This window comes from Pantoea sp. Lij88 (assembly GCF_030062155.1).
GTDB lineage: Bacteria > Pseudomonadota > Gammaproteobacteria > Enterobacterales > Enterobacteriaceae > Pantoea.
In genome coordinates this window covers 44581-63003 of record NZ_CP118268.1, presented here as the reverse complement: position 1 = coordinate 63003, position 18423 = coordinate 44581, and the positions used below count along the sequence as shown (strand labels likewise).

At 51.6% G+C, this 18423-nt stretch carries 17 protein-coding genes; 10 read left to right on the top strand and 7 right to left on the bottom strand.

The features are described from left to right. Nucleotides 1–209: 209 nt before the first annotated feature. Nucleotides 210–2537, bottom strand: a complete 2328-nt coding sequence (locus PU624_RS03455) for an FdhF/YdeP family oxidoreductase (protein ID WP_283545284.1) — start codon at nucleotides 2535–2537, stop codon at nucleotides 210–212. A 443-nt stretch (nucleotides 2538–2980) separates the two neighbouring features. Between PU624_RS03455 and PU624_RS03450 the strand changes: the two genes are divergently transcribed. Continuing rightward, complete coding sequence (locus tag PU624_RS03450; protein ID WP_283545283.1) at nucleotides 2981–3517, top strand: hypothetical protein; 537 nt, start codon at nucleotides 2981–2983, stop codon at nucleotides 3515–3517. Between the two features lie 56 nt (nucleotides 3518–3573). On the opposite strand, the gene PU624_RS03445 is transcribed toward PU624_RS03450, so the two are convergent. Then, nucleotides 3574–3912: a cupin domain-containing protein gene (locus PU624_RS03445; RefSeq protein WP_283545282.1), complete on the bottom strand. Its 339-nt coding sequence runs from the start codon at nucleotides 3910–3912 to the stop codon at nucleotides 3574–3576. A 200-nt stretch (nucleotides 3913–4112) separates the two neighbouring features. Between PU624_RS03445 and PU624_RS03440 the strand changes: the two genes are divergently transcribed. Beyond that, complete coding sequence (locus tag PU624_RS03440; protein ID WP_283545281.1) at nucleotides 4113–4850, top strand: 2-phosphosulfolactate phosphatase; 738 nt, start codon at nucleotides 4113–4115, stop codon at nucleotides 4848–4850. Between the two features lie 48 nt (nucleotides 4851–4898). Here the strand turns inward: PU624_RS03440 and yajD are convergent, their stop codons facing one another. Further along, nucleotides 4899–5246 (bottom strand): HNH nuclease YajD, encoded by a 348-nt coding sequence (gene yajD / locus PU624_RS03435; RefSeq protein ID WP_003850685.1) that lies wholly within the window; start codon nucleotides 5244–5246, stop codon nucleotides 4899–4901. A gap of 302 nt (nucleotides 5247–5548) precedes the next feature. After that, nucleotides 5549–5725, bottom strand: a complete 177-nt coding sequence (locus PU624_RS03430) for a con-10 family general stress protein (protein WP_009093122.1) — start codon at nucleotides 5723–5725, stop codon at nucleotides 5549–5551. A 679-nt stretch (nucleotides 5726–6404) separates the two neighbouring features. Between PU624_RS03430 and PU624_RS03425 the strand changes: the two genes are divergently transcribed. Both PU624_RS03425 and ahr read left to right on the top strand, forming a co-directional pair. Continuing rightward, nucleotides 6405–8378 (top strand): methyl-accepting chemotaxis protein, encoded by a 1974-nt coding sequence (locus tag PU624_RS03425; RefSeq protein ID WP_283545280.1) that lies wholly within the window; start codon nucleotides 6405–6407, stop codon nucleotides 8376–8378. 104 nt (nucleotides 8379–8482) lie between these two features. After that, complete coding sequence (gene ahr, locus PU624_RS03420; protein WP_283545279.1) at nucleotides 8483–9499, top strand: NADPH-dependent aldehyde reductase Ahr; 1017 nt, start codon at nucleotides 8483–8485, stop codon at nucleotides 9497–9499. A 50-nt stretch (nucleotides 9500–9549) separates the two neighbouring features. Here ahr and PU624_RS03415 read toward each other — a convergent pair whose 3' ends face one another. Continuing rightward, a complete protein-coding gene (locus tag PU624_RS03415; protein ID WP_283545278.1) occupies nucleotides 9550–10218 on the bottom strand; it encodes a DUF2268 domain-containing putative Zn-dependent protease in 669 nt (222 codons plus the stop codon). Between the two features lie 235 nt (nucleotides 10219–10453). On the opposite strand from PU624_RS03415, the gene PU624_RS03410 reads away from it, so the two are divergent. Both PU624_RS03410 and PU624_RS03405 read left to right on the top strand, forming a co-directional pair. Beyond that, nucleotides 10454–11233 carry an MBL fold metallo-hydrolase gene (locus PU624_RS03410; protein WP_283545277.1) on the top strand — a complete coding sequence of 260 codons (780 nt, stop codon included), beginning with the start codon at nucleotides 10454–10456 and terminating at the stop codon, nucleotides 11231–11233. A 74-nt stretch (nucleotides 11234–11307) separates the two neighbouring features. Continuing rightward, complete coding sequence (locus tag PU624_RS03405; protein WP_283545276.1) at nucleotides 11308–12279, top strand: GlxA family transcriptional regulator; 972 nt, start codon at nucleotides 11308–11310, stop codon at nucleotides 12277–12279. Nucleotides 12280–12371: 92 nt separating this feature from the next. Here the strand turns inward: PU624_RS03405 and PU624_RS03400 are convergent, their stop codons facing one another. After that, complete coding sequence (locus tag PU624_RS03400; protein WP_283545275.1) at nucleotides 12372–12773, bottom strand: H-NS family histone-like protein; 402 nt, start codon at nucleotides 12771–12773, stop codon at nucleotides 12372–12374. 273 nt (nucleotides 12774–13046) lie between these two features. Here PU624_RS03400 and PU624_RS03395 point away from each other — a divergent pair, with 273 nt between their 5' ends. Continuing rightward, the gene (locus PU624_RS03395) at nucleotides 13047–14609 is read left to right on the top strand and encodes a sensor domain-containing diguanylate cyclase (RefSeq protein WP_283545274.1); all 1563 of its coding nucleotides are present in this window, start codon (nucleotides 13047–13049) and stop codon (nucleotides 14607–14609) included. 68 nt (nucleotides 14610–14677) lie between these two features. Continuing rightward, entirely contained in the window at nucleotides 14678–15124 is a 447-nt protein-coding gene (locus PU624_RS03390) for a VOC family protein (RefSeq protein WP_283545298.1), read from the top strand. A 216-nt stretch (nucleotides 15125–15340) separates the two neighbouring features. Here PU624_RS03390 and PU624_RS03385 read toward each other — a convergent pair whose 3' ends face one another. Next, nucleotides 15341–15742, bottom strand: coding sequence for an H-NS family histone-like protein (locus PU624_RS03385; protein WP_283545273.1), 402 nt, complete (start codon nucleotides 15740–15742; stop codon nucleotides 15341–15343). A 1215-nt stretch (nucleotides 15743–16957) separates the two neighbouring features. Between PU624_RS03385 and PU624_RS03380 the strand changes: the two genes are divergently transcribed. Together PU624_RS03380 and PU624_RS03375 are read left to right on the top strand one after the other, a co-directional pair. Beyond that, nucleotides 16958–17119, top strand: coding sequence for a DUF2256 domain-containing protein (locus PU624_RS03380; RefSeq protein ID WP_283545272.1), 162 nt, complete (start codon nucleotides 16958–16960; stop codon nucleotides 17117–17119). A gap of 557 nt (nucleotides 17120–17676) precedes the next feature. Then, a complete protein-coding gene (locus PU624_RS03375; protein ID WP_283545271.1) occupies nucleotides 17677–18057 on the top strand; it encodes a YgiW/YdeI family stress tolerance OB fold protein in 381 nt (126 codons plus the stop codon). Nucleotides 18058–18423 lie beyond the last annotated feature (366 nt).

The window sequence follows — 18423 nt, the reverse complement described above, 5'->3', positions numbered from 1 at the left end:
CAGACAAAAAGAGACGATCGTTGATGGAGCCGTTTTCAGGATTGTAGTGTATACGATGATGGTGCCAGCGTTGCTTCACGCCGGGTGCTTTCAGGCGCTAAAACAGGGAGAAAGGATCAATAGAAGTCTGTCTGCAGGGCTTAAAAGCAAAAACAGCGTGACCGGAGAACCGGCCACGCTGGCAACATTCACTGTCTGACTACCTGTAACTAGCGTAAAACGCCTGAGGTTGTCTGGGTCTCGTCGGTGACGCGCGTCATAGAGATGGGAATGCTTTTATAAGCGGGGATGCCGCTTTTCGTATCATGGCTGTCGAGCGGCACCATCACATTGGCCTCCGGGTAGTAAGCGCCGACCGAACCTGAGGCCATATCAATAATCACAATGGTCAGGTTTTTCATCTGGCGAGAAGTGGGATTGCCATCCGGATCCAGCGCCATCAGATCGACACGGTCACCGACCCGCAGCTGGCGTTTCTCCGCCTCTTCCGCATTGATAAACAGCACATCGCGGCGGCCTGTGACGCCACGATAACGGTCATTCAGCCCATACAGCGTGGTGTTGTACTGGTCATGACTGCGCAAAGTGGTAAGGACCAGGTCATGGCATTTCAGCGAGCGGGGATCTTCATTAATGCCCTGCATCACCTGAAACTGCGCACGGCCGGAAGGTGTCAGCCAGACGCGTTCTGAGGCTGCATTATGAAGCCGGAATCCACCCGGATGCTTAATGCGCTCGTTAAAGTTTTCAAACGCCGGGAACACTCCTTCAATGGCATCACGGATGCGGCTGTAATCGGCTACCATGCCCGACCAGTCAACCACGCTGTCTGGCAGGGTGGCCTTAGCAAGTGAGGCCACCAGCGCTGGTTCAGATTTCAGATGCGGTGAAGCCGGGTTCAGCGAACCGCGTGAGGCATGCACCATCGACATCGAATCTTCAACGGTCACGCTCTGCGCCCCGGTTGCCTGAACATCGGTCTCAGTCCGGCCCAGTACCGGCAGCAGATAGTTGTGCTTGCCGAGTAACAGGTGTGAACGGTTAAGTTTGGTCGCCATATGCACGACCAGATCCAGCTTGCGCATCGCCGGGAACGTCACCTGCGGATCGGAAATCGCCTCAGCCAGGTTACCGCCCAGACAGAGCAGCGCTTTAGCTTTGCCGTCGCGCATCGCCCTGATCGCCTCAACGGCGCCATGACCATGTTTCTGCGGCGGCTTGAAGCCAAAGACTTTTTCAATGCCATCCAGCAGCGACTGCGGCGGGATCTCAGTGATGCCGACCGTGCGGTCGCCCTGGACATTGGAGTGACCGCGTAACGGACAGATACCTGCGCCCGGCTTACCGATATTGCCGCGCATCAGTAGCAGGTTGGCGATTTGCTGCACGTTCTGGGTGCCGTACTGGTGCTGGGTGATCCCCATGCCATAACAAATGATGGTCCGTTCAGCGCTGGCGTAGAGTCGGGCGATATGCTGGATCTCCTCACGCGCCATGCCGGAGACTTTCAGGATATGTTCCCATTCGGTGCTCTCAAGGTCGGCTTTCAGGGCCTCAAAACCTTCGGTGTGCTCAGTGATAAAAGCTTCATCGATGACGCCAGGTTTGCCATTGCTCAACGCTTCCTCATGCATGATGAGCAGAATTTTCATCACGCCCTTCAGCATCGCCGCATCGCCGCCCACCCGCACTTTGTAATAGGTGGAGGCCAGTTCCGTAGAACTCATCGACAGCATTTCAATCGGGCTTTGCGGTGACGTAAAGCGCTCGAGTCCGCGTTCACGCAACGGATTGATTGCCACGATAGTCGCACCGCGTTTAGAGACTTCACGCAGCGTGCCCAGCATACGCGGATGGTTAGTTCCCGGATTGTGGCCGATGCAGAGCACCAGATCGCAGTGATCAAAATCTTCCAGCTCTACCGTACCTTTGCCGACACCAATCGACTCCGGCAGCCCGATGCTGGTCGGTTCGTGGCACATGTTTGAGCAGTCGGGAAAGTTATTGGTGCCATATTCGCGGGCGAAGAGTTGCCACAGGAAGGCCGCTTCATTTGAGGCGCGCCCCGAGGTGTAAAACTCCACGCTGTCCGGATCGTCGTAGCTGCGAAGATGCTCACCGATCTCCCGGAACGCCGTCTCCCACTCGACAGGCTGGTAGGTGTCAGTTGCGGCATCGTACTTCATCGGATGGGTCAGCCGTCCTTCGCCCTCCAGATGCAGTGCGCTGCGTTCCCACAGTTCACTCACGGTATGAGCAGCAAAGAACTCCGGCGTGGTGCGCTTGCTGGTGGCTTCCCACGAGACGGCTTTTGCACCGTTTTCGCAGAACTCAAAGGATGAGGCATGTTGCGGGTCGGGCCAGGCGCAACCCGGACAGTCAAAGCCCTGCGGCTGGTTGACTTTGAACAGGGCGATCACATCCTGCTTCACTGACATCTGGCCGCGGATAGCATCGGCAACCGCCTTTAGTGCGCCCCAGCCACCTGCAGCACCACCATAAGGGGCGATGCCATTTGTGCGATTTTGCTCTTTCATAATGCTCCACAGTGTCTCTATTGTTATCCGCTAAGCCTGGTACAGAAAAAGTTATTGCAGGGTGGATTCTGGCTAATATTCGGTGAAATTCTTTCTCAAAATGTTTCGGTGAAGTTGGGGGATGTGGATTGCAGGGGGGAAATAGGAAAGAAGCGCTGAGTCATAGCGCGATAATAAACGAAGCGGTCCGGCTTGATTTCGGCGAAATTCACCAGGAACAGGGGTTCGCCTGTCGGGGTAATATCTCGTTTGTGCGTTAAATCAGCATCGATAATGGGGGCGTGTTGTTAGCTTAACGGGATCACAGTCCGGATTAAGTATGACTGCGTAAATATAACGGCACGATATTACTGTGCGCTTTACTTTTCGATCTGTTAAATGCTTAAGTTGCATCGGCCCCGCTTCAAAGCGCATGGATAATGACTTTTACAAGGATTGCAAGAATGCTTCTGCCTGAACGTATGAGACCTGCCAGGGTCAGCACCAAAAAAATCAATGAGCTGGCAAAAATGGTTGAACAGATACTTTCGGAAATCGATAAAGGCGCAGACCAGGACAATACCGAGTTGAAAAAGAAGATGGCTGACTGGAATTGTCAGGTGATAACACCCTGTGAATTTTCAGATTTCAGAGATTACTCCGCACACACAAATGCCAGAGATTTTGTCCGGGCAGCTTTAAATTATGCAAAATACTATGCAGATTTTACCTGGAGCGAACTGGTTCAAACGATCAACTATGTGTGCAATGGCAACGCTTCTGAATCAGAACAACACCACGCGCTCTTATTACTCGAAAATAATTTCAATGGAAATGTATCCGATCTCATTTACTGGCCAGATGTCTGGTTTCAGATTGCCGATATGCCGGATGTTGAGTTTACATCGGAAGAGCTGGCGGCTTATCTGATGACTCGCTCAGGCAGAGTGTTGGCTGATGCACCTGATATTGAGCTCAGATATCCCATTCCTGATTGCTGATCCGTCTATAAGCCAGCACCCTTTTATAAGGTGTATCGAGAATGAGCTGTTGAAGATTAAGGAAGGTCAGTACGATCTCCGCGTGCTGTCGGATGAGAAATCACAATAAACTCTACCGGCAGATCGCTGTCGTTTCGGGCCTGATGTTTAGCGTGTGGGGGAATTTCGATTCCCTGCTGCGCGCTGATCTCATGAATATTTCCGTCAAGTTCCATAGTGAGCACGCCCATAAGAACAAAGAAAAATTGCCGTGATGTAGCATGATAGTGTCTTTTCTCACGGGTGCCGGGCGGCATTTTTTCATGAATCACCAGCATATCCTGCCGCTTCATCAGGTACCAGCCATCACACCCGTCTCCCCAGACATAATGTTCTGCGTTTTCTTTTGAAATCATCGACCTGCTCCGCATTTATCATTGAATGGTTTTAAGCTCTGGCTAACTATACAGGGCCAGGTTATCAACTCTCAATTTGTTCAGTTTCGGAAATCGCTTCTATGGATAGCTGAGTGCGCTGATATCTTGTTCTACCATGACCCGCCAGCAACGTGGCGTTGATTTACAGGCCAACTCCCAGCACGTCCGGAGGATGAAATATGCAATGGTGTAATCAGGACAGATTTGACGTTCGCCTTGAGTGGGGGCCAGCTGCAGTCACTTACGCGGCGAAGGATGTGGAGTGCATTGTGATCGTCGATGTGATGTCTTTCTCCACCTGTGTCAGCCTAGCGGTCGATAAGGGTGCACAGGTTTATCCTTATCCGTGGAAAGATGCCTCTGCTGTCGGGTATGCAAACACGATCGGGGCGCAGGTCGCCAGCTTCGATAGAGGCTCTGACGCTAACGGTTTTAGTCTCTCGCCTGTATCGATTAGAAAAATAGAAGAGGGCGAGAAGCTGGTCCTGCCATCGCCCAATGGCTCAGCGATTTCATTTCTGGCACGAGATGTGGATGCGCGCGTCACTGTATTAAGCGGTTGCATCAGAAACCTTACGCAGACGGCAATGGCCTGTCGGGACTTTGAACGTATTCTGGTGATCCCCTGTGGCGAGAGATGGCCCGATGGCACGCTTCGCCCGGCTATTGAGGATTATGTCGCAGCGGGGGGTATTATCGCGGCAATCGGGCGTGACCGTTGCTCGCCGGAAGCAGAGGGCGCGGTAGCCGCCTGGCAGCAGCTGAATCTGTCATCTCTTCACGAATGTGCTTCAGCCCTGGAGCTTAAACAGCGTGGATTTCGGGAAGATATCGATCTCTGTCTGGAAGTGGATAGCGCGAAGCGGGCCTGCCAGTTGCAGGGGGATTTTTATGCCCAGGGTCTGAGACGGAGTTGAGCCTGTCAGCGCGGAATTAAACTGCCTGCCAGGCTCAGAATTCGGCGGTTACTTCTTCTTATTCAGCATCGACTTCAGGTCTGCAAATGGATTGTAGGTGGCCTCACCAACATCTTTTTGTGCATCCTCGCCTGCTACCACGCGGGTGCCATACTGGTCAGCCTCGGTGTACTTTGAGTGCTCGTGGTCATGGCAATAGAGACACAACAACTCCCAGTTACTGCCATCTTCCGGATTATTGGTGTGATCGTGATCGATATGGTGAACCGTGAGTTCGCGCAGGTTTGAATAAACAAACTCACGTGAGCAGCGTCCACAGACCCACGGATAGATTTTAAGTGCTTTCTCACGGTAGCCGCTTTCCAGCCGCGTGTAGTTTTTGGGGATCAGAGCCATTGCCGGGATTACCTGTTATGCAGAATAAATGTCACGAGAGTGCAGCCAATATATCCCACAACGCAACCGAAGATAAAATGATCGTGTTCCGCAGGAAGGAACGCGTTAAAAACCAGAATATTAGCTGAAAACAGAGCGCTATAGAAAAGTGTGAGAGCGTCAGCGTTGTGGATGCCGGACGGGAAAAATACCGTAAAAGCGGACGATGCCGAAGCCGGACAAGGCTCAGTGATGTGATTCATTTACTCGCTGGATAGATGCCAATCCATGGCGTAATACGTCCTAAAGCGCTTTATTCAGAATTACTTAGAAGGACGTCGACTAATCTTGCCTCCTTTCCGACCGGCTTCCCTGGCTTTCTCATGATCGTTTTTGAAATTGCCTCCACTGACTTTGCCTCCTGCACTGCCAGCTTCACTCGCCCGCTCTGGATCGTTGGCAAAATTGCCGGCACCACCTCTGTACTTCTGTTGTGTCATAGGAAGACCTCATATCAATGTTCCGTTAGATAAAAAGGACTAGCTAGTCACATCGGCAAGCATAGTCGTCCGCTTCGCTAATGCAAATGCACAGCCTGAAATAGTTGATAATCCTGATGTTAATTCTGCAGTCGGGTTTAGCGTCGGCAGGGCCGTGTGAGATCAATTACGCTTAAAGGCCTGACGAAAAAGGAGAATGTGATGAGTTATGCGATCCCGATCGACACGCCAGAACTGGGTTCTGATGATCAAAAGCAGAAAAGCGCAGCATAGGATCGTGTTTTGAGGGCATCATTGATTCGAATCTTAACTGTGCCCACAGTCAGCCCCTTTGTATCTACATTTGAGGTGACAGATATCGCATGGGTGAGTCTGCATCGCAAACAGTCAACATCTGTCACCCGCTCGTCTATACAACTGCCCGCCAGATCCCCGCCCCGAGCTATTTTATGCTACTAAAATGTAACAAATTCACGCATTAAACTAACTGCAGCAATTGCTAAAGCTTTTCCCGCTAGTGGCGATAACCCAATGGCGTTGAGCGCGCCGATCAATGATGAACCCGGTACTCAGCGACGAGTTCTGAACGCGAACGGACCTGCATTTAGCCCTCCTTTTATACACACCAGAAAGCGCAAATTTATGCGCAACTTACTCTAATAAAAGCGAAAATAATAATATGTCGATCATTAAGACGATCAAAAGACGCCTGCCTGTTGCCCGTCTTAGGCGTAGCAGCCAGCCAGCAAATGGCACCTACGATTGTCGTGCGTTGCCGGAATCACTCTCCTCCCTGGGTTTAGGCTCGCGCGCGGGCGGGATCCTGATGACATTTGTTCCGCCTGAAGCCGATTTTCAGCGGGTGAGTCAGGCCTGGCAGCGCTTTAACACTCCCGATCTGACGGTGCTGACGCTCTCTTCCAACGGCGCGCTGAGCAGCAGCCGATCGCAAAGTACCTATTGTGATGGCAATGGCCCGGAAGGAAGCTATCTCTGGCTGCCCGACACGCTGATTGCCAGTCATGAGACGCACATAGTCGATCTGCATGTCGCCGACACGCAGACCGCCAGCCAGCGCATCACCGCTATCCAGCAGGAGCTGGCGCGTCTGCAGGTGCGGATGCCGCTCTCGGCCGATCGTACTTTCGCCATGATTTACTGTGATGGATTGTCGGCGTCAGAAGGCTTCCTGATGCAGGCCTGGTACAACTGCGGGCGTTTTCCCTGCCTGGCCATTGGCGGTTCAGCGGGCGGTAAAATCACCTTCGATGGCACCTGGATTGGTACCGGCGGCAGGGTGCTGCAGGGCAAAGCCGTGATCGTGTTCTGTCAGATGGCACCCGGAAAATCTTTTGCTCCGTTTAAAAGCCAGAACTTTACGCCACGCGATCAGAGCTGGCTGATTGCCGAAGCCGATCCGGTTGCGCGCACTGTCACCTCCGTATTTAACCGCCAGGGGCAGCAGCAGCCGTTTGTCGCGTCGCTGTGTGAACACCTTAACTGCACCGAAGCGCAGCTGACCGAACGGCTAAAGGGGTTAACCTTCGGTGTTAAAGTCGGCGGGGAGTATTTCATTCGCTCGATCGCTAAAATTGAATCGGGTGGCGTGCAGTTTTTCTGTGACCTTGAGTTTGGCGATCGGCTGTTCCTGATGCAGGAAAAAGACTTCAAACAGGCAACGCAGCAGGAGTGGCAGGCATTTACCGCTCAGCATGGCAAACCGGCCGCCATTCTGATGAACGACTGTATCCTGCGTCGTGTCGGTAATGCCGACAAGCTGCATAACGCCCACTTCTTTAAAGGTATTGCCGCCGCTGGTTTCTCAAGCTTTGGTGAAATCCTGGGCGTGCCAATCAATCAGACGCTTTCGGCGCTGGTGTTCTTCAATCATGACGTTAAAGCAATGAGCCAGTTCCCGGTGCAGTATGCCGGTTACGCAGCACACTATGCGCAGCGCGCGTTGCGCCGCTGGGAAGCGCTGAACAGTATTCAAACGCGGGTGCTGGACCGGGTTATCAACTATCAGCAGGCACTGACGCCACTGATGGAGGCGCTGCCGGTGCTGGAAACGGCCACCCAGAGCCAGGGCGAGACGCTAAGCCTGGCGGAAAGCAGCATCCGTAACATCAGCAACATCGCTACCGAGAGTCAGCAGGCGCAGGGTCGTCTTGATGATGGTCTGGACGATCTGGAGAAAATCTCTAACGGCATCAATGAGATTACGCATGGCATCAGCAATATTGCTTTCCAGACCAATATTCTGGCGCTGAATGCCGCAGTAGAAGCGGCGCGTGCAGGCGAAGCTGGCCGCGGGTTTGCCGTCGTCGCGGGCGAAGTTCGTCGTCTGGCGCACTCCTCGAAAGAGCAGGCCGAAGCCACAGCCAGCAACATCGGTGAGGCGGTCAGCACGATCTCTCGTATTCGCCTTGTGGCCAGTGACTCGGCGCAGACCGCCGCGCAGATGGCAGAGCGCAGTATCAGTGCAGCCGACACGCTGGCAGCGATGAATCAGCAGACCCGTCATGAGCGCGCCGATATTGCGAAGCATCTTGGCAGCCTGCGTGAACTGACGCAGGGAATGGACGCCATGCAGGAAGCTGTCGCACAGCTCAAGGTGTTACAAACTCTTTCAGGTGCGCAGGTTAAAGGCTGAATTATCTGAATAAAAGACAAAAAAGTGCGGTGTAAGCGCAACGGCCAGGCAAGGCCGGCTTTCAGTTGTTACACTTGTCCGTGATTAATCACGCAGAGGTATGAATGAAAATTAAAAGTTATGCAGCCATGCAGGCTGGCCAGGCCCTTGAACTCTATGAGTACGATGCAGCCGAACTGTCAGCCGAAGAAGTCGAAGTCCAGGTTGAATATTGTGGTGTATGCCACTCAGACCTGTCGATGATCGATAACGAGTGGGGCATCTCTCAGTTCCCGGTGATTGCAGGACATGAAGTGATTGGACGGGTTTCTGCCCTGGGCGAAGCGGCGAAGAACAAAGGTCTGTCTGTCGGCCAGCGTGTAGGAATCGGCTGGACAGCCAAAAGCTGTCAGCACTGCGATGCCTGTATCAACGGCGAGCAGGTTAACTGTCAGCAGGGCAGCATCCCGACCATCATGAACAAAGGTGGTTTTGCCGAGAAACTGCGCGCTGACTGGCAATGGGTTATTCCGCTGCCGGAAAAACTGGATGTGGCGAGCGCCGGTCCGCTGCTGTGCGGTGGTATCACCGTATTTAAACCACTGCTGATGAGCAACATCACGGCGACCAGCCGTGTAGGTGTCATTGGTATTGGCGGTCTGGGTCACATCGCGATCAAAATCCTGCACGCAATGGGAGCTGAAGTCGTGGCGTTCAGCTCAACGCCGGATAAGAAGCAGTCGATTCTGGATATGGGCGCGGATGAAGTGGTTAACAGCCGCGACCCTGAAGCCCTGAAGAAACAGGCGGGTCGTTTTGACCTGATCCTGAGCACAGTGGCGGTTGACCTTGACTGGAAACCTTACTTCGCGGCGCTGGCACCACAGGGTAAATTCCACACCGTGGGTGCAGTGATGAAGCCGATTGAAGTGAGTGCTTTTGATCTGATCCTGGGCGACAAAGCGGTAACCGGTTCATCAACCGGCTCACCGGGTCAGCTGCGTTCGCTGCTGCGTCTTGCTTCTCGTGCGGATATTGCCCCACAGGTCGAGTTCTTCCCGATGTCAGACATCAATAAAGCGCTGGATCACGTCCGCGCCGGTAAAGCTAATTACCGCGTGGTACTGAAAGCCGATTTCTGATGCGAATCTGAGATGACATGCCGCAGCCTGCTGCGGCATTTTTTTTGCCTTTATTTTGTCAGCAGTCCATCTGCCAGTCCTGCAGCGATGACTTCATCGGCTGTCACGCTGAACCATTTTTCTGTAGTGCATTCCCCATTAAGACGGAGCCAGGCAGCAACCATCTGGTAGCCCAGCGTATATCCATGCCATCGGCGATAGTCACCCGTGCCATAGAACCAGGCAGAATGATCGTAGCGAGGGCTTTGGAGCGTGGTCAGCAGCACCGGGTTAGCCCGAAGTTCGTTCAGCGAAATGGCGCATTCCCAGGGTTCAGCGGCGGTATTCAGTCGCCAGCTGACAAACTGACCGGCCAGGCCTTCACTGACCAGTGCTTCACCCAGCGTCCATCCATAACCGGGTCCGCGCATACGCAAACAGTGATGCACTTCGTGAAGAATCTGTCGTACCAGCGTGCCATTTTCCAGCATCCCGGTCAGATTCGGATTTGCCGGATCGATGGTCAGACCGAACACTGAGGAACTGTATGCCCTGCCTGCAAACCCTATTTCAGGTATCACAGTCTCCGGCATGCACTGGACCAAAATATCCAGACGAGGGACACGCGTCACGGATGAGAGATGCTGGCAGGCAGTCTCTGCGGCGCTGACTATTGCCGGTTTGTATTGCCCAACATCACCCGATGCCTCCAGCCAGTATATTTTCCACAGATCGTTCAAAGGTTCTCCTTGCAGAGATTGATAATCGGAAACCCGGTCCGGAACACGCTGCGGCTGTATTCCGTGGTGTTAATCGCCACTGGCATCATGCTATCAGAAAAAATTTTAACCTGGCCCGATTCCATCGAACACTGTCCTCTGAGCCTGTCACGAGCTGGCAGCAGACTACCGTAAAGTGACTTCATGGCAGCCAGTAAACCTGGCGGATGTTACTGAGATTTTTCACGGAGATTAAATGAAGCTGACCCAGATTCGAAACGCCACGCTGCAACTGGACTATGCAGGCAAAAAATTTCTGATCGATCCCATGCTGGCCGAAAAAGAGGCCTTGCCAGGTTTTGCCGGTAATGCGCGACCTCACCTGAGAAATCCGATGGTTGAGTTGCCTGTTCCGGTAGCTTCTCTGCTGGGGGTCGATGCGGTGATTATTACCCACACGCATCGGGATCACTGGGATGAGGCTGCACAGCAGTTAGTGCCGAAGACGATGATGATTTACAGTCAGCACGAAGCTGATGCCGCACTGATTCGTTCGCAGGGGTTTGAAAACGTTCGGGTACTGCAGGAAGAGAATCACTTTGTTGACGGCCTGACGATCTATAAAACTGAGGGGCAACATGGCAGTAATGCGTTGTATGCCGATAAGGTGATGGGCGATATTCTGGGCGACGCCTGCGGTCTGGTCTTTACACATCCATCAGAAAAAACGCTCTATATTGCGGGCGATACCGTGTGGGTTAAGCCCTATGTCAGAACGCTGCAGCGTTTTCAACCGCAGGTCGTGGTAATGAACACCGGCAATGCAACTAACGATCGCTATGGCCCGATTATCATGGGAAAAGAAGATACGTTGCACACGTTAAAAATCCTGCCGGAAGCGACGCTGGTGTCCTCACATATGGAGGCGATTAACCACTGTTTACTGACGCGCGCTGAGCTGCGTGCTTATACCCTGGAACAGGGTATTGCTGACCAGGTGCTGATCCCGGAAGATGGTGAAACAATGACGTTCTGAGCGTTGTGGCGTTAAACCGGACCAATGGCGAGGTAGATTCTCAATCCTGCGTTTTCACAGAATAAGGTAAGAAGATGGCTGCTTTGAGCGTCGCGGTGCTGGCAACGGCCGGTTTCAGTCCTTTTCATTTTTCCGTCCCCTGCATTCTTTTCGGTTCTGCTCTGCCGCAGCAGGATCTGTTTCATGTCGAGATCTGCGCAGAGAAACCCGGTCCGGTAATTTCAGAAATGGGGCTTTCAATCCTGGTGGAACGGGGTTCCGAACCCCTTGATGAGGCTGACATCATTATCGTTCCTTACTGGCACAATCCAGCTGAAAAGCCGGCGCAGGCGCTGCTTGATAAGCTGGTGGCGGCCTGGCAGCGTGGTGCGGAGGTGGTAGGACTGTGTCTGGGCACTTACGTACTGGCTTATGCCGGTCTCCTTGATCAGCACCGGGCGGCCACCCACTGGGAATTTGAGCGTGACTTCAGCGAGCGCTTTTCGGAGGTTCACCTCGACAGTAACGCCCTTTATACGCGTGACGATCGTCTGATCACCTCAGCGGGCACCGCGGCGGGTATTGACTGCTGTCTGGATATCATCCGTCAGCACTATGGCAGCGCCATTGCTAATCGGGTCGCCAGGCGCATGGTGGTACCGCCTTACCGTGAAGGAGGTCAGGCACAGTTCATTGATCGGCCGGTTCCTGAAACCACGCGTGACGTTAAGATCAACGCGTTGCTGGCTTCACTGCGGGAAAATCTTCATCAGCCACAGGATCTGGATTCACTCGCGCGTTCGCTCAGCATGAGCCGTCGAACGCTGACGCGTCATTTTAACAAGGCGACGGGCATGTCATTGGGAGAGTGGCTGATGGTTGAGCGTCTGCAACGCAGCCAGGTTTTACTGGAAACAACCGGTATCAGTATTGAAGGTGTGGCAGACAAGGCAGGCTTTGATTCACCCGTTTCATTCCGGCAGCGTTTTAAATCCCGGTTTGGTGTTTCTCCCAGCGAGTGGCGCCGGACCTTTCGCGGCCCGCAGCCGGCAGATGAGAGCATTTGACAGGATGGGGATAACGCTCTGCGCCCGATGACGTAGCATGCCGGAATATTGGCGCGATGTGGCGGTCAGTATTCCGGCAGAAATCATCGTAATCAGAGCAGGAAATCATCCAGCGACTGGCCATTTTCAATCGCTGTTTTAATGGCCGAAGGGGTCCGGCCCTGACCAGTCCAGTAGCGAACCTGGCCATTTTCATCGCTGTAACGGTATTTCGCCGGACGCTTCGCACGCTTCTTCTTACCGGCAACCGCAGCAGAGGCGCTGTTGACGAGCTCTGAAGGGTTAATTCCCTCTTCCAGCAGCAGCTCCTGATAGAACGCCAGTTTTTCCGCTTTCTCACGGGCTTCAGCTTCCCGCGCGCGTTCCTCTTCACGACGTTCGTTTACCACCGTCTCAAATTTCTGGCGTAATTCCTCCAGCTCATTCAACGGCAGGTCGCGCGACGCGGCACGAAGCGTGCGGATATTGTTCAGGCTGCTCAGGTTCTTACTCATAAAATCCTCAAATACTCAACACAATCAATAAAATGCAAATTTTTCAGCCGGTAAGGGTAACATTTACCCCCCTGAAAGTTGAAGTGTTTATGCAGTTTTATTCACTGGGATTGATACATAAAGGGTGTCGCTTTTACTGATTAACAGGAAGGTTAAAGTGCAATCAGCTGGTTATTGACTGATTGGTACTATCGAAGCGGTATTACAGGAATTGCATATTGGCTTTTGATTAACTGTGCTTAAATCAGTCAACAGCGTTCATTAAGGACAGGCATGAAGTTTCGTCGGAAAAATGACGGCCCAGCGTCAAACATGTCACCACTACTGAGAAGCATCATGCTGTCGGGCGTATTGCTCACTGTGGCAGTCATTGGCCTGAATCTGTGGATGCTGCGCGAAGACTGGAACGATACTGTCGCTCAGGCTGAAGATGCGGCAGTTAACCTGTCGCTGTCGCAGGCGCGCCAGATGGATGACACGTTTCTGCAAACCGAGCTTTCTTTACGGGAAGTTCAGCGCGAGCTTGAAAGGCAGATTGCGACTACCGGTGTGGATAGCGAGGCGCTGAGCCATACCATGCGGCTGTTACAACGCCGTCTGCCGCAACTTCAGGGCCTGTACTACTATGATGCAAACGGCAGGTGGCTTGCCACATCCATGAGCCGAATGCCGCCTCCCGCCAGTAATATCGATCGTGAATATTTTGATTATCACCGCTCCAGCCTGCGCAATAGTTTACATGTTGGCCCGGTGATCCGCAGTCGCATTACTCATGAACTGATCATTCCGGTTACGCTTCGTGTTAATGATGCTTATTACGGTTTCCAGGGCGTCCTGCTCGCGACGATCAAAGTGGACTATTTGCGCCGTCTCTACAGTTATTACGAACTGAATGAGGGCGATGTCATGGTACTGACGCTGGCCGACAGTACGGTGCTTTACGCCCGTCCGATGCCAGATAGCTATATCGGCAAAAACCTCTCTGTGAGCCCGATATTCCTGAAATTACTGGCTAATGCGGATAAAGGCAGCGGGCAGTGGAACGCGGCGCTGGATGGTAAAAAACGTATCTTTGGCTTTGTCCGATCGCAGCGCTATCCGCTGGTCGTTGCCGTTGGCTATGACAAGCATGAAATGTTTAATCGCTGGGTGAAGAGCTGGATACAGGACCTGATTCTGAATCTGGTGCTGCTGGCCATCATTCTGTTGCTTGGGGCCTTTTTGCTGCGTCAGGCCCGGCACACGCTGCGTTATCAGCGCGAACTGACCCGATTACGTGATGAGCTGACGGCTGCAAACCGCTCACTGGAAAATCTGGCACACAACGACGGGCTGACAGGCGTTGCTAACCGTCGCCATTTTGATCAAATGCTGACTGAAAGCCTGAAGAAGGCGGCGATCAGCGGCCAGCCGGTTTCATTGATTCTTTTCGATATCGATTATTTCAAACGCTACAACGATACCTACGGCCATGTTGCTGGTGATGACTGCCTGAAAAAAGTCGCCACCGTTCTGAAGGATACCTCACGTCGTCAAAACGAACTCACGGCACGCTACGGCGGTGAAGAGTTTGCCATCATATTGCCGGACCAACCGCTGTCAGCCGCGCTGAGCCTTGCTGAATCTATCATTGCAGCGGTTAACCAGCGTGATATTCCGCACAGCACGACTAATCTGCCGCAAAAGCATGTCACAGTGAGTGCAGGCTGCGCTGTCTGGCTTGCTTCTGACTCACAACAGGACAAACAGGCGCTGATAGAGCGCGCCGATGAGGCGTTGTATCGTGCGAAGCGGGCAGGGCGTAATCAGGTAATGTGCGAAGAACGTAACGGCTGAGCATCCCTGATCAAATCCTGAATGACGTCTGTGGCATGGTGATTGCTCAATCTGAACAGGGAGCAGCCATGTCAAACGATACCGGTTTTACTCATCTTGCTTTACAGGTACGCGACTTAAATAAGAGCGTGGATTTCTATCAGCGTTATGCCGGGATGCAGGTGATACACCAGCGTGAACCTGGCATTCCTGAAGCACAGAAAGTTGCGTGGCTGTCAGATTTAACCCGACCTTTCGCGCTGGTGCTTGTGCAATCTGATCACAGTGAAGATACGCCGCTTGGTCCGTTTGGCCATATCGGTGTGGCCTGTGCCAGCCGCGAAGAGATAGATGAAAAAGTGACGCTTGCACGGCTTGAAGGCGTGTTGCGACGTGACGCCCAGCAATCGGGTACGCCTGTGGGTTACTGGGCATTTTTTGCCGATCCTGATGGCAATACGCTTGAGCTTTCATATGGACAGCAGATCGGGTTAGAAATTATCACAGCCCGCAACGCGCAATCGCTGAATAAATAGAACGTCTTAAGGCCTGGAATGAGATCTGATGCTGGTAGCGCGATTGAACTAATTTGCAGTGATTAAGTTCAGTCAGGATAACGCCTGAACGGGATTGCGGATGAAAGGCAGATTATCAAAGCGCGAGGATCAATAGCGGCGGGTAACTAAGTCGCTGCTGCGTGATGAGGGAGGTTGAAAAACCGCCTGATAAGATCAGGCGGGTTTCATCAATGATTAAATCAGGAAATCGTCCAGCGATTTACCTGCATCAATGGCAGATTTAATCGCTGATGGGGTACGACCCTGGCCAGTCCACTGCTTAACTTCACCATTTTCGTCGGTGTACTGATATTTAGCCGGACGAGGCGCACGTTTTTTCTTCTCTGCTGGCGCAGTCGGCATACCATTTAACAGTTCGTTTGGATCGATGCCTTCCTGCAACAGCAATTCACGGTATTTTGCCAGTTTCTCCGCTTTTTCACGATTAGCGGCTTCAGAAGCCTGAGCTTCTTCACGACGCTCACTGACTACAACTGACAGTTTTTCCAGCATTTCTTCCAGGGCAGACAGGTCAAGCTCGCGAGCGTTAGCGCGAAGGGTACGGATATTATTCAAGCTGTTGAGAGTGTCACTCATCAAAGTCACCATAGTCTTGTTCAGATAATAAAATACAGAGCGGGTTCACGCTGATGCTTTTCGTCAGACCTGCTTTTTAAGATGCTTGCCTTCGAAGAATCAAAATACAGAACCGATAGTTCAACGCAGACATATTAATCGCTTTCTGAGAGAGTTGAAACTCTATTTAACGCCAGGTCGTTAAACAAAAGTAAATTTACTCTGTTTTTTGCACCTGACCCACGAAATGTCAAAAAAAGGCTTCACCTGAGACCCCGGATAATTTACTCACGTTATGGGTTATCCGGCTCATCCTGATGAAGTGCCCGCTCAACAACGTCGTTAATTTTAGGTCTTAACGTTTCGGGAAGAACGAAGCTTCGTCTTCCAGCAGCTGGAACCGGATATGTCGAGCCTTCATCGGGTAATTATGATGCGACGATTGTCCAGGCATTAATTACGCATAATTAACACAGGGCGGTATGAACATGACGGATTTATTTAACTGCATGAAAATAATGAACTTTGAAAATGCCGCTTCGCCTGGCCGGTCACTGAAAGATGCGGTAAAAACGGCGCAGGCTATTGTCTGCCGGTTGGTTTAAATCTTTTTTAACGCTGCAACATTCTCAAATAGTTGGCTACAACTTAAGCGACGTCGTATGTACCTGCTCATGACATTAAAGTGGTTATTTACGGTAATAATTACGTCTGGTTCTGCGTCAGTCCGGGTTTAATAAGCCGTTAACCGATCCTCAATGCAACTTTGCAAGATATTTTCTTCCGGCATTATTGCATGCGTTGCATCAAACACTGCCCTCTAATGCAACCTGGTGCAGGGTTCAGCACTCGCCACTCATCCGCTTTAAGTACTGTGACTTGCAGGTTAACGTCATCCCTTTTTCTTCTGAGCATGCAGTTGAGGAGGTTATCAATTAATCGGGCCGCATTAATCTGCGTTCAGATGGCGCTGTATTGTGCCTGATGCCCTTATTCAGTCGCTTTTTACCGAGGCAACTTAGCCACCCTGGTAATAGTAAGGTTATAGAGGGCAACGTCGTGCGAATAATACACCGCGATGTATAAAGCATCGCAGGTTTAACTGTGCTGACTGCATTGAATGGCTGATTGCGTTGGTCGGGTGGACCTCTCCGGAGACGAGTGACCGGCATAAGCTACACTGAAACGACAGATGCACTAACGTCAGTACGAAAATAGCTCGCACAGGGGGCTGAAGTGTTTAAAGGCAACAAAAAGTCCTTACCCGTTCGTTACTGCAAAACCTGTAACAAACCGATGTCATGGCGAAAAAAGTGGGAAAAGTGCTGGGATGAGGTTTTGTATTGTTCAGAGCGATGCCGGCGTCAGCGTTCCGCAAGCCGTAATGATGATCAATAACGTGACATAAGGCCGGGACCACCAGAGCCGGCTGCGGGTTATCGGCTCACGTTTCTGCTGATGGGAGTAAAACTTTCCTTAATCCGGACCGTCCAGGCTGGCAGGCCTCTTCTTCAGATAACGCCTTTGTACCGGAGTGCAGGCTTTCCCTGAGAGATTAACGATAATCATAAAAAAAACCACCCGTCCGGGTGGTTGTAAGTCCTTCAGCATCTTTCAAGGTGGGTAATGGAGATTAAGTAATGCCGGGTATATCTATGCCGAAAGAGAGTAGCGTTGCAACGGCAATTTTCTTTAGTTATTCATGCTCAGATATGTGTAATTAAGATGTCAAATAACAACCAGCATTGTTTTTATGAGATTCAGTATGGGAGTTGTTATTCCTTTGTAGGTGAACTGAAGAGAAGGTGTTTAAATATTTCAGTAATATGATGGCGTATTTAAATATTATTGCTTCCTTGTGAAAAAGAAATAATATTTCTGGCCACATTTTTTTATTAAGATCCCGTTAAGATCTCCGCGGTAAGTTAGCCAGGAATTTAAACGGAGATAAAAATATGAAGCAAATTCTTTTAGCCGTGCTGCTCGCCGGTGCGAGCCTGGGTGTTTTTGCACACGAAGGCTTTATTGATTCGGACGTGCAGGGGCCATCTGCGGGAGGATTTAAAGGTCCGGCATCAGGTGTCGCCTCTGTCGCACAAGTTAAAACGCTGCGTGATGACGCATGGGTTGTTCTGGACGGTAATATTATCAGGCAGGTTGGACATGAGCTTTACGAGTTCAAAGATGCAACCGGGACTATTTATGTGGATATCGACGATAAGCGCTGGATGGGACAATCAATTTCGCCGGGTGATAAAGTCCGCCTCGAAGGTGAAGTTGATAAAGACTGGAATAGTGTCGAAATCGATGTGAAATCGGTTCGAGTTCTGAAGTGATTATTACAGGTTAATTATGCGGCAGTGATCTGAAACCAGGTCACTGCTTTTCTTTGCGCCAGTTAATTAAGCTGACTTCTGGCAGGGGTGATATCTGACAGAGTATTTACAGGGTTTCTTAAATGCTTATTGCAACACAGCAATGTCGGTAGCGTTCGCGGGGGCAGGGTAGCGCTTATCAGAGCCTGTCTCTGTCGATTTTATAGAGAACAGTAAGATGAGTTAGTTACAACACCCTTTAACTGCTCATTCAATGACAGGGAGAAGATGCAACACTCTGCATTTTCTGACGAAACCCATCCGGAGCCGTTCTGAAACTCCGAGTGCCTTTTGACAAGCCGCCCCGCACGGCCCGAAGGGCCGTAA